Annotated in this window: 9 protein-coding genes and 3 pseudogenes; 7 read left to right on the top strand and 5 right to left on the bottom strand. The window is 68.1% G+C overall.

The window, feature by feature from the left end; genetic code table 11:
* Positions 1-149: 149 nt before the first annotated feature.
* Complete coding sequence (locus ABFB10_RS16935; protein ID WP_347168085.1) at positions 150-389, bottom strand: hypothetical protein; 240 nt, start codon at positions 387-389, stop codon at positions 150-152.
* On the opposite strand from ABFB10_RS16935, the pseudogene ABFB10_RS16930 reads away from it, so the two are divergent.
* From ABFB10_RS16930 to ABFB10_RS16915, 4 genes and pseudogenes are all read left to right on the top strand, one after another.
* A pseudogene (locus ABFB10_RS16930) lies at positions 280-2,774 on the top strand (putative PEP-binding protein). The gene ABFB10_RS16935 and the pseudogene ABFB10_RS16930 overlap by 110 nt on opposite strands.
* Positions 2,775-2,999: 225 nt before the next feature.
* Complete coding sequence (locus tag ABFB10_RS16925) at positions 3,000-3,632, top strand: cell wall hydrolase (RefSeq protein WP_347167394.1); 633 nt, start codon at positions 3,000-3,002, stop codon at positions 3,630-3,632.
* Positions 3,633-3,717: 85 nt separating this feature from the next.
* Positions 3,718-3,892 (top strand): annotated as a pseudogene (locus tag ABFB10_RS16920) (DUF1328 domain-containing protein).
* A 304-nt stretch (positions 3,893-4,196) separates the two neighbouring features.
* Positions 4,197-5,744: a Ppx/GppA family phosphatase gene (locus ABFB10_RS16915; protein ID WP_347167393.1), complete on the top strand. Its 1,548-nt coding sequence runs from the start codon at positions 4,197-4,199 to the stop codon at positions 5,742-5,744.
* Positions 5,745-5,962: 218 nt separating this feature from the next.
* Here the strand turns inward: ABFB10_RS16915 and ABFB10_RS16910 are convergent, their stop codons facing one another.
* The 4 genes and pseudogenes from ABFB10_RS16910 to ABFB10_RS16895 form a co-directional block, all read right to left on the bottom strand.
* Entirely contained in the window at positions 5,963-6,331 is a 369-nt protein-coding gene (locus ABFB10_RS16910; RefSeq protein ID WP_347167392.1) for a hypothetical protein, read from the bottom strand.
* Between the two features lie 191 nt (positions 6,332-6,522).
* Positions 6,523-7,527 (bottom strand): endonuclease/exonuclease/phosphatase family protein, encoded by a 1,005-nt coding sequence (locus ABFB10_RS16905; protein WP_347167391.1) that lies wholly within the window; start codon positions 7,525-7,527, stop codon positions 6,523-6,525.
* 6 nt (positions 7,528-7,533) lie between these two features.
* Positions 7,534-8,218 (bottom strand): annotated as a pseudogene (locus ABFB10_RS16900) (TerB family tellurite resistance protein).
* Between the two features lie 140 nt (positions 8,219-8,358).
* Complete coding sequence (locus ABFB10_RS16895) at positions 8,359-8,979, bottom strand: VOC family protein (RefSeq protein ID WP_347167390.1); 621 nt, start codon at positions 8,977-8,979, stop codon at positions 8,359-8,361.
* 142 nt (positions 8,980-9,121) lie between these two features.
* Here ABFB10_RS16895 and nhaA point away from each other — a divergent pair, with 142 nt between their 5' ends.
* The 3 genes from nhaA (at position 9,122) to hemP (ending at position 10,886) form a co-directional block, all read left to right on the top strand.
* Entirely contained in the window at positions 9,122-10,309 is a 1,188-nt protein-coding gene (gene nhaA, locus ABFB10_RS16890; protein ID WP_347167389.1) for a Na+/H+ antiporter NhaA, read from the top strand.
* Between the two features lie 260 nt (positions 10,310-10,569).
* Entirely contained in the window at positions 10,570-10,716 is a 147-nt protein-coding gene (locus ABFB10_RS16885) for a hypothetical protein (protein ID WP_347167388.1), read from the top strand.
* Positions 10,713-10,886, top strand: a complete 174-nt coding sequence (hemP, locus tag ABFB10_RS16880; RefSeq protein WP_347167387.1) for a hemin uptake protein HemP — start codon at positions 10,713-10,715, stop codon at positions 10,884-10,886. Before ABFB10_RS16885 ends, hemP begins: the two co-directional genes overlap by 4 nt.
* Positions 10,887-10,995: the final 109 nt, after the last annotated feature.

The raw sequence follows: 10,995 nt of genomic DNA, 5'->3' as shown, positions 1-10,995 counted from the left end.
AAGACCCGCCCAAATCCCCCCGCGCACCGCCACAACCGGCCCCCACAAGAACGCGCCCCGCCCTTCTTCTGTCCAAAAATATCCCCGCCGGAGGCATCCGACGCAGCCTCTCGTGACACCCGCGCGTGGGATCCGCCGCCGCGCCGCCGTCACCCGCGACGCTTGCCCATCTTGCCAGACGGCGCCGCAGCCGTATTCTGCGCCCAAAGAAAAGGTGCCGCAGTGCAGAAACCAAGCGACGACAATCCCCACGTGACGCTGATCACGCCGACCTCCCCGATGTCCCCGCCGACCCATGGCAGCCGGGCGAAATGCCTGCAAAGGCTGGTGCGCCTCAGCCTGCCGGTGCCGCGCACCGTCGCGCTGTCCTTCGACTCGGTCCATGCCATCGCGCAGGGCAACCTGCCCGACATGGCGGCGCTGACCGCCGCCTTCGACCCCGATGCGCTGCTCTGCGTCCGCCCCTCCTCGCAGGAAACCGACTGGGGCGGCCCCGGCGCGATCCTCAACATCGGCATGAACGACGCCCGCCTCGCCTCTCTCGCCGAGAACATCGGCGCCGAGGCCGCCGCCGGCCTCTACCTGCGCTTCGTCGAGGCCTATGCCGTCCATGTCGCCCGGCTCGACCCGGATCTCTTCGACGAGATCGACGGAAGCGACGAGGAAGGCCTTGCCCGCGCGCTCGCCGCCTATGAGGAAGAGGCCGAAGAGCCCTTTCCGCAGGACCCGCAGCGCCAGCTGGCCGAGGTCCTGCGCTCCATGGCCCGCGCCTGGGAGGGCACGACCGCCCGCCTGCTGCGGCAGGCCCGGGGCGCGCCCGTCGACGCCGGGCTGGGACTGGTGGTGCAGGAAATGGCACCGGGGCTGGGCCGTGGCGAATGCGGCTCGGGCGTACTGCAACTGGTCGACAGCCAGACCGGCCTGCCCCAGATCACCGGGCGCTACCTCAGCCAGAGCCAGTGGCCGCGAGGCGCTGACCGGCGGGGCCGACAGCCTCTATCTGGAACGCGACCCGCGCGGGCGCTCCCTCGGAAGAGGCCGCGCCCGAGGCCTTTGCCCTGCTCAAGGACTACGCGGGCGTCATGCGCCGCCGCCTGCGCGCCGAGATGCAGATCGAATTCACCATCCAGAACGGCACGCTGCATATCCTCGACGGGGTGCTGGTGCCGCGCAGCACCCGCGCCGCCCTGCGCATCGCCGTGCGGCTGGCAGAGGATGGCATCATCACCCCCGAAGAGGCGGTCATGCGGATCGAGCCGCGCGCCGTCTCGGAACTGCTGCACCGCCAGATCGCCCCCGGCGCCGCCCGCAGCGTCATCGGGCGCGGCATTGCCGCCTCTCCGGGCGCGGCCACGGGGCGAATCGTCTTCTCCGCCGCCGAGGCGCTGGCCAGCACCGCCCGCAACGAGCCCTGCATCCTTGTCCGGCGCGAGACCTCGCCCGAGGATGTGCGCGGCATGCATGCCGCCGTCGGCGTGCTGACCGAGCGCGGCGGCATGACCAGCCACGCCGCCGTGATCGGGCGCGGCCTCGGCCTGCCCTGCGTGGTGGGCGCGGCGCGGCTGCGGTTCAACCTGCAGCGCAAGACCCTGACCTCCGAGCGCGGGCAGGTTTTCCGCGAGGGTGACGTGATCACCATCGACGGCACCAGCGGCGACGTGCTGGAGGGCAGCCCCGCGACCGTCGAGGCGGCGCTGGACGAGGCCTTCCACGTGCTGATGGGCTGGGCCGATGCGGCGCGCGATATCGACATTCGCGCCAATGCCGACACGCCCAAGGATGCCGCCACCGCGCGCAACTTTGCCGCGCAGGGTATCGGGCTGTGCCGGACCGAACACATGTTCTTCGAGGCCGACCGCCTGACGCCCATGCGCGAGATGATCTTTGCCGATACCCCGCAGGACCGGCAGGCGGCGCTGGCGATCCTTTTGCCGATGCAACGCAAGGATTTCACAGAGCTTTTCCGCATCATGGAAGGCATGCCGGTCTGCATCCGCCTGTTCGATCCGCCGCTGCACGAATTCCTGCCCACCGACCGCCACGGCCTGCGCGATCTGGCCGAGGCGCTGGACCTGCCGGTGTCGGACGTTACCCGGCGCGTGCAATCTCTGGGCGAGTACAACCCCATGCTGGGCCTGCGCGGCGTGCGTCTGGGAATCACCGTGCCCGAGATCTACGACATGCAGGCCCGCGCGATCTTCGAGGCGACGCTGGACGCCAGCCACGAGGGCGCGCCGCCCGTGGTGCCGGAAATCATGCTGCCTCTGGTCAGTGCCAAACGCGAGGTCGAACTGCTGCGCGACCGGATCGAAGCGGTCGCCACCGCCGTGCGCACCGAACGCGACCGCGATTTCACCTTCCGGCTGGGCGTCATGGCCGAAACCCCGCGCGCCTGCCTGCGCGCCGCCGAGATTGCGCCCTTCGCGCATTTCCTGTCCTTCGGCACCAACGACCTGACGCAGATGACCTACGGGCTGTCACGCGACGACGCGGGGCGCTTCATGTCCGACTACGTCAGTCAGGGCGTGTTCAACGAAGACCCCTTCCATGTGCTCGACACCGACGGCGTCGGCGAATTGCTGGCGGTCGGCGCAGAGCGCAGCCGCGCCGCGAATCCCGGCATCACCCTGTCGATCTGCGGCGAACATGGCGGCAACCCCGATTCCATCGCCTTCTGCCGCGATGTGGGCATGGACTACGTCAGTTGCTCGTCCTTCCGGGTGCCGGTTGCGCGACTTGCCGCCGCCCAGCTGGCGCTGCGGGCCAAGGGGTGAAGCTGCCGCCCAAGCTCTGACCCGGCGGGGGTTTTCCGCTCTGCCCTGCGGCAGCGGGCCGCATACATAAGATGCCCGAAAGAAAGGCATCTGGCGCCCCGATCGGCACGAATCCGCCCAAAATCCTCGCGCGGTTTACGGAAATGGCGAAATTCCGTATCAGGCTCCGGTCCCGGATGTCGCTGCCAAGGCGTCGGGGCATCCCGAAGCTGAACGAGACGCCCGATGATGAATGCCCTTCGCTGTGCCGTTGCCCTTGTGGCAGCGCTTGCCGCTATGCCCGCCGCCGCCGATCCCGCCCGCACCGCGGCCCAATTCGTTTCGCTGGAAAAGCGCGCGCTTGCCCGTGTCGACGACGGCCACCTCAAGGCGCTGGTGACGCCGGTGGCCTCTGTTCAGGGCGCCGGCGGCATTCGCTACACCACCGACTGGCTGTCCCGTCAGCCCAAGCCCTCGGGCGGCGCGGAATGGCGCTGCCTTGCAGAGGCGCTGTACTTCGAGGCGCGCGGCGAGACGGTGAAGGGGCAGTTCGCCGTGGCCGAGGTCATCATGAACCGTGTCGCCTCGTCCCGCTTCCCGCAGTCGGTCTGCGGCGTGATCCATCAGGGCACCGGGCGCAAGTTCGGCTGCCAGTTCACCTATACCTGCGACGGCCACCCCGAAGCGATCCGCGAGCCCGGCGCCCGGGAGCGTGTGGGCAAGGTCGCCCGCGCGGTGCTGGATGGCGCCCCGCGCGCCCTGACCGAAGGCGCGACGCATTACCACACGACCGCCGTGCGCCCCAACTGGTCGTCCAAGTACCGCCGGACCGCGCGCATCGGCGTGCATGTCTTCTACCGGCACACCTATCAGGGCTGAGGCCCCGATCCCGGCCCATGCAACCTTTTGCACCGCCGCGCGTTGTCGAAACAGCTGACATTCGACAATAAAGATGGAGGTTCAAATGCTTGGCTGGGCACTGACATTCCTTGTTGTGGCGATCATCGCCGGGATCCTCGGGCTTCGGCGGCGTGGCCGCGGCCTCTGCCGGGATCGCCAAGATCCTCTTCGTGATCTTCCTCGTCCTCTTCGTGGTCATGATGATCGCACGCGCCGTCAGAGGCAAATCCGTGGTATAACCGCGTTACGGTATTGACGAGTGACATGGGGCTGCCCTGCCGGGCCGCCCCTTTTTTCATGCCCCGGCCTGTCGCGGTACGCCGGGCAGGCAGGCGTCGGCGGGCCTTTCTCCGCTGACATTGTCGCGCTCGAACGTCCGCGCGGCCCGTGTCCCCTACCCCGGGCGCCGCAGGCAGACCGGGACGCCACCCAGCCCCTGCCGCGGAAAGTGACCCTGCGAAAATCCGATTTGCGTTGCCGCTAGCGATTGACCCCGGCGGCGCCAGTCGGCAGAACCGCCCCCAAGGTACTCGGGGAAGACATATGGACGGCGACGAGGACACTCACGGCCACTGGAGCCCATTCGGCAGGCCCCTGTTCAACGACCCGGAGGCCCGCGCCCTGTCGCGCGTCGGGGTGGTCGACATCGGCTCCAACTCGGTGCGGATGGTGGTCTTCGACGGCGCCGCGCGCAGCCCGGCCTACTTCTTCAACGAAAAGGTGCTCTGCGGTCTGGGCGCCGGGATGAACGAAACCGGACATCTGAACCCGGAAGGGCGCGACCGCGCGCTGAAGGCCATGCGCCGCTTCGGCAAGCTGGCGGAGGGCATGGGGCTGGAAGACCTGACCGTGGTGGCCACCGCCGCCATGCGCGATGCACAGGACGGGCCGGAGTTCCGCCGCCAGCTGGAAAGCGAGACCGGCCTGAAGGTCTGGGTCATCGACGGCACCGAAGAGGCCCGGCTGTCGGCGCAGGGCGTGCTGCTGGGCTGGCCCGGCTCCTACGGGCTGGTCTGCGACATCGGCGGCTCGTCGATGGAACTGGCAGAGATCTCGGGCGGGTCGGTGGGGCGCCGCATCACCTCGGCGCTGGGGCCGCTGAAGCTGAAGGACATCGACGGCGGGCGCAAGGCGCGCGAGAAACACATTCGCGCCGAGATCGACCGGCTGGTCGCCCATATGGGCACGCAGCGCGACCGGCTTTTCCTGGTCGGCGGCAGCTGGCGCTCGATCGCCAAGATCGACATGGAACGGCGTGGCTACCCGCTGCATGTGCTGCACGAGTACCGCATGGATGCTGAAAGCGTGCGCGAGACGCTGGCCTTTCTCGAAGGACAGGACCCGGACGCGCTGCGCAAGCGCTGCGGCATTTCCTCGACCCGGATGGCGCTGGTGCCCTACGCCGCCGAGGTCCTGGCACAGGTGGTCGAGGCCTTTCAGCCGCAGGACATCGCGGTGTCCTCCTACGGCATCCGCGAGGGGCTTTTGTACGAACAGATGCCGCAGGTGCTGCGCGACCGCGATCCGCTGGTCGAGGCCTGCCGCTTTGCCGAGGCCAAGGACGCCCGCAACCCCGGGTTCGGGCGCGACCTCTACGATTTCGTGCTGCCGCTGTTCCCCGACAGCGGCCCGGCGCGGCGGCGGCTGATCAAGGCGGCCTGCCTGCTGCACGACGTCAGCTGGCGCGCCCACCCGGACTACCGGGCCGAGATCTGCTTCGACAATGCCACCCGGGCCAACCTTGGCGGGCTGAAGCACTGGGAGCGCGTCTGGCTGGGCATGGCGCTGATGCATCGCTACCGCAACAAGCGCGAGGGCACGCGGTTCGAAGACCTCTTCGCCATGCTCGACGCGGCGCACCAGCAAGAGGCCGAGGTGCTGGGCAAGGCGATGCGCTTCGGGGCCATGCTCTGGACCCTGCGGGACGTCGACGGGCGGGCACGGCTGGACTGGCAGCCGGAACAGGCCACGCTGACGCTTCACCTGGGGTCCGAGAGCCATGTGCTTTACAACGAAGTGGCCGAGTCCCGGTTCAAATCGCTGGCCGACTCGCTGAAGGCCGATAGCTGGAAGATCGCTGCGGAGGCCTGACAGACGACCCCCCGCGTCCGGCACGTCTGTCGCGCCGCGACCGCTGGCAGCCCCGCGCCGCACCCGCCGCCCCGGCATCACCGCCTGCGGCGACGGAAACGGCCTCGGGCCCGCCCCCTCGCACGCCGTGGCGATCACCGGCAGTGGCACCCTGCCAAGATGCCTGCCCGGCCCTTACCCGCAAGGGCGGACCACCGGCAACATCACGACACGGGGGATTACAGATCGACGGGGCCTTCCTCCGGGGCCTCGGGCGCCTCATCATCGGGCGTCAGCGGAACCTTGCGCCGCAGGATGATGTCACCGTTGGGCAGGATCTCGGGCGCACGATAGGCCGACCAGTCGTCGACCTCTTCCAGCAGCCTGCGGAAGGCCGGCCCCATCTCTGCCCGCAACTCGCGCAGCAGGGGCAGCATGTCGTCAGCCATCCCCTCCAGTTCCTCGAGCGCCGGATCCATCTCGGACATCAGCCCCCGGAAGAACAGGCGCGCCCCCTCTTCCATCAGGCTCAGGCCCTCATCGGCCTCCTGCGCGGCAGCCGGAGCGGTCAGAACAGCAAGGCAAAAGACGGCGGCAATCGGTTTCATGGCGGCGATTATAGCGCGTCGCCGCGTCGGAAAAAAGGGGCGCATCCGGCGACAGGGCGGACCCGGTCGCAGCGCCCTGACTTCCCTGGTTTTTCAAACACCCTCGGACAGGGCGCCAGTGTCGCGCCGCCGGTCCGGACGACACGGCTGACCGCCCCACGACAGGCCGCCTACCCCCACCGTTCCATTGCTCAGAACGCGATATCCAGCGTCACCGGGAAATGATCCGACGCGTCCAGAAGCGCCCGGCGCAGGGATGCGTCCGCCCAGCACTGGGGGTCGTCGAAGGGGTGCCAGATGCGCCAGCGGGGCGCCAGCGCGCACAGGTCCGGCGAAATCATAACGTAGTCGAGCAGCGCCTGCAGGTAGCGCCCGCGATCCTTCAGGAAGAAGCGCGCGGTCGAGGGCTGGGCGCCAAGCCGGCTGGCCAGCGCCTCGGAGGCATGCGGATCGTAGAGCACCGGCCCCGGCGGCGTCCCAAGCACGATCTCGACCGAAGAGCGCCCGAAGAGATCCTCGTATTCGTCAAGCCCCGGCCCGTCGTTGAGATCGCCCATCACGATCAGGCTCTCGCCGGCGGCCAGATGCGTCTCGATGCGGCGGCGCAGCCAGATCGCCTGCGCCAGTTGCTTGCGCCGGTTGGCGATGGACAGGCGCATGACCGCATCGCGGCTGCGCGCCCCATGCGGCGCCTTGGACTTCAGATGCGCGCCGATCAGGCGCAGCACCCTGCCCCCGGCCCCCTGAACCGCCAGTTCCAGCGGCGGCTTGGAGAAGGTCACGCGATCCTCGGTCGCGTCCACGTCGAGGTCGATGCCGAATACGCCGTCGAAGCGCGGTGCCCCGGCGCCCTCTTGCGGATCATGGCGTGCCACCAGCACCTGCGGGTCGTAAAGCAGCGCGATTTCCTGCTGGGTCTCGTTGGCAAAGCCGGTGGCCACCGCATCCGTGCGCAGGCCGTAGATCTCGGCAAAGGCCCCAAGGGCGCGGATGGTGGAGCGGCGGCTGCCGGTGTCCGGGGCCTCGATCACCATGACCGCATCGGCATCCATGGCGCGGAAGACCCGCCCCAGCGCCTCGGCCTGCATGCCCCGGGTGACGTCAGGGCGTTTCGTCGGTCCATCGTCCCGCAGCAGCCGCCCGTCGTCGTCGAAGAGCGCGTCGAACCATTCCACATTGTAGGTCGCAAGGCGCACGGCGGTTCAGGCGGTTTCGCGGGCCGAGATCTCTTCCCAGTGCGCGGTTGATGGCGATCATCTTGCGCTCGGACATCTTCACCGCCTCTTCGGGAACGCCGCGGGCGATCATCCGGTCGGGGTGGCTGTCGCGCACCAGCTTGCGCCACTCGGCCCGGATCTCCTTCAGCGGCATGTCCGGGCTGACGCCCAGCACCGTGTAGGGATCGGGCACCGCGTCCGGCACGAAACGGGCGCGGATCGCGCGAAAGCGGGTCTCGGACAGGCCGAACAGCTCTGCCACCCGGGTCAGGAAGGCATCCTCTGCCGGGTGGTAGGTGCCATCCGCCATGGCGATATGGAACAGCCCCTCGAGCAGGTCGCACAGGGTGCTCTTGTCGCGCTCGAACATGGCGGCGATGCGGCGGGCGTAATCCTCGAACCCCGCCACGTCCTGCCGGGCCAGGTTGAAGACACGGGCGGCGTTGGGCTCTTCCTCCGGCGGGATCGAAAAGACCTCGCGGAAGGCGGTGACCTCGGCGCGGGTCACAAGCCCGTCGGCCTTGGCCATCTTCGCCGACAGGGCAATGACCGCGATGGTAAAGGCCACCGACCGCTCGGGCGGTGTGCGCAGCCGTTCGAAGACGGTGCCAAGACCCTCGCCCGAGGCAAGGGCCTGAAGGGCCTGCGATATGCGCGTCCAGATCGACATGGGGTCATCTTACGCGGAAGCGCCCCGACTGTCAGGGCGGGAATCACGGGATTTTTCTGCATGAGCGAAAAACTGTGCGGCAGTGCAAAAACCCCGCCTGATGCATCCGGCGACGGGCCTTTGGCAGCGGCGCCCTGCGCTCAGGTCAGCGTGACGATCTCGTCGGGCCGTTTCACCTGCGCCGCCAGACCCGCCCGCGCGCCCCTGGCAAAGCGCACCAGCGGCGCATCCAGATGCGGCGCCAGCAGCGCCTCCAGGGCCTCGATCTCGGGATGGGTCACGGTCAGCCGCTCCAGCGTCAGGCCCGAGGCGGTCAGGGCCTTGCCCGGCGGCACCGGGCTTTGCCACTGGATCAGCGCCGGAAAGACCCCGTCGAAGGGCAGCGCACCGTCCTCGGGCACCGCAATGCGCCAGCGCAGCGCCCCGCGTTCCGGGGACACCGGGCGCCCGGCCATCGGGAAAACCGCCAGCGCCGCATCCAGGTCCGCGACCCGGCAGATCCACTTGTCCAGCCGCGCCGGCCCGGAAAAACTGTCCAGCCCGAACCACCGCGCGTCCTGCGGATCCGGCGCCGAAGGATCCACCGCGATCGCTTCGAGGTACAGATCCGGGGCCAGCGCGATCAACTGGTTGTGGGTGCCAAAGCGGGCATGTGTCCCGCCGGGCGACAGCGGCTGCCCCAGCGTGCGCTCGGCATGAGAGGTCGCCTCTGCCAGAGAGGCAGCAAGAACAGCGATGTGATCGAGTACCAGCTTTTCCATGGACCCTGCCGTGTGACCGTGCGGATGCAGAAAGTTAGTTCGGTCGGAAGGCGCAAGAAAGCACTAAATGTGCATTTCGGACGTTGATTTGGAACGATTCAGCCCCACGTGAAAAACCATCATTCCAAACGGGGGACTCTTAATGCTTTTACGCGCCATCGACCGCTTCTTTTCGCACGAAGCCTCAGGGGGCATCCTGCTGATCGTCGCGGCCCTGGCGGCCATGATCGTGGCCAATTCGGCGCTTTCCGGCGTCTACGAGGGCGTGCTGGGCGCCTATCTGGCCGTCACCATCAGCGGTGAGGGGCTGGAAAAACCCCTGATCCTGTGGATCAACGACGGCCTCATGGCGATCTTCTTCTTCCTCATCGGGCTGGAACTGAAGCGCGAATTGCTGGAAGGCAAACTCAAGAACCCCTCGGACGTGGTGCTGCCCGGCATGGCGGCGGTGGGCGGCATGGTGCTGCCGGCGCTGTTCTTCCCGGCCTTCAACTGGGGCAACCCGGTGACGGTCGGCGGCTGGGCGATCCCGGCGGCGACCGATATCGCCTTCGCGCTGGGGGTTCTGGCGCTGGTGGGCGACCGCGTGCCCTCGTCGCTGAAGATCTTCCTGCTGACGCTGGCGATCCTCGACGACATGGGCGCGATCCTGATCATCGCCTTGTTCTATACCGCCGAGCTGAAGGTCGATTACCTCTTCCTCGCGCTGATCCCGGCGGTGCTGATGTTCTGGATGAACATGCGGCGCTGGCACCGCGTGGCACCGATCCTGCTGCTTGGCGTGGTGATGTGGTTCTTCGTGCTGAAATCCGGGGTCCATGCGACGCTGGCCGGCGTGCTGACCGCCTTCTTCATCCCGCTCAAGGACAAATGGGGCAAGTCGCCTCTGCATTCGATCGAGCATGGGCTTGCGCCCTACGTGCTCTTCGGCATCATCCCGATCTTCGCCTTCGCCAATGCCGGCGTGGTGCTGACCGGCATCAGCTTTGCCGATCTTCTCGCGCCGCTGCCGCTTGGCATCGCCTCGGGGCTGGTGCTGGGCAAGATGGTCGGCGTTTTCGGCATCACCTACCTGATGGTGCGCCCGGGCCTCGCCCGCAAACCGCATGGCGCGAACTGGGCGCAGATCTTCGGCGTCGCCTGTCTTGCGGGGATCGGCTTTACCATGTCGCTGTTCATCGGCTCTCTCAGCTTCGACGATCAGGAACTGATGAACGGCGTGCGGCTGGGCGTGCTCTGCGGGTCGCTGATCTCGGGCGTCACGGGCTTCGTCGCCCTGCGCCTGTCCAGCACGGAACCCGCCCCGGCAGAGGTGCAGGCGGCACAATAGGCCAGCGCCAACCGGCAGAAACACAGCGAGCCGCGGAGCGATCCGCGTACGCTTTGCCTTGTGCAGGCGGCCCATGGATCAGACAGTCCACACCCGGCCCCGCTCCCCGGCCCCGGATATTCTTGACTAAAATAATAGGTTATGAAAAACAGGTGCTGAAAAGGCGACTCGATCCGTCACCTTTGCAAGAAACAGGCGCGACGCCGCGCCCGTCCCAGCCACCGCCAAGGAAGCCCGGATGTCGGACAAGAGGAACGACAATGACCCAAAGGACGCAGGACCGGGCGCCCCGCACTCCCGACTGGAAGACGCTGATCGAGACCGGCGCCGATGCATCGGCCATCGGTGACCTCGCGCTCGAGGCGCTGATCGACCGCAAGACCCGCGGCGGGGAAGAGGCACGATGACCTTCATGAGCCGCGCTCCCGAACCCGTCACCGCCGCCGCCCAGGGTGCCACGCCGGTCTACGACGCCCACGACCTGATCACCGATGGCGTGAAGGCCGAAATCGTGCTGGACGGCCAGACCTACATCCTGCGCATCACCCGCGCCGGAAAACTGATCCTGACGAAATAGGCGCGCACCGCTCGCGCCCCCCTGCGGACCCCGGCGCCTCCGGCCCCGGGGCGCGCGCGCGTCTCATGCCGGCCCTGCCCTTCTTCGGTCTTGCAAGTACCTCGGGGGG

This window comes from Ponticoccus litoralis (assembly GCF_039769985.1).
In the GTDB taxonomy this organism is placed as follows: Bacteria; Pseudomonadota; Alphaproteobacteria; order Rhodobacterales; family Rhodobacteraceae; genus Ponticoccus; species Ponticoccus litoralis.
The sequence above is the reverse complement of the archived record's forward strand: the minus strand, read 5'-3'. Positions and strand labels throughout refer to the sequence as shown.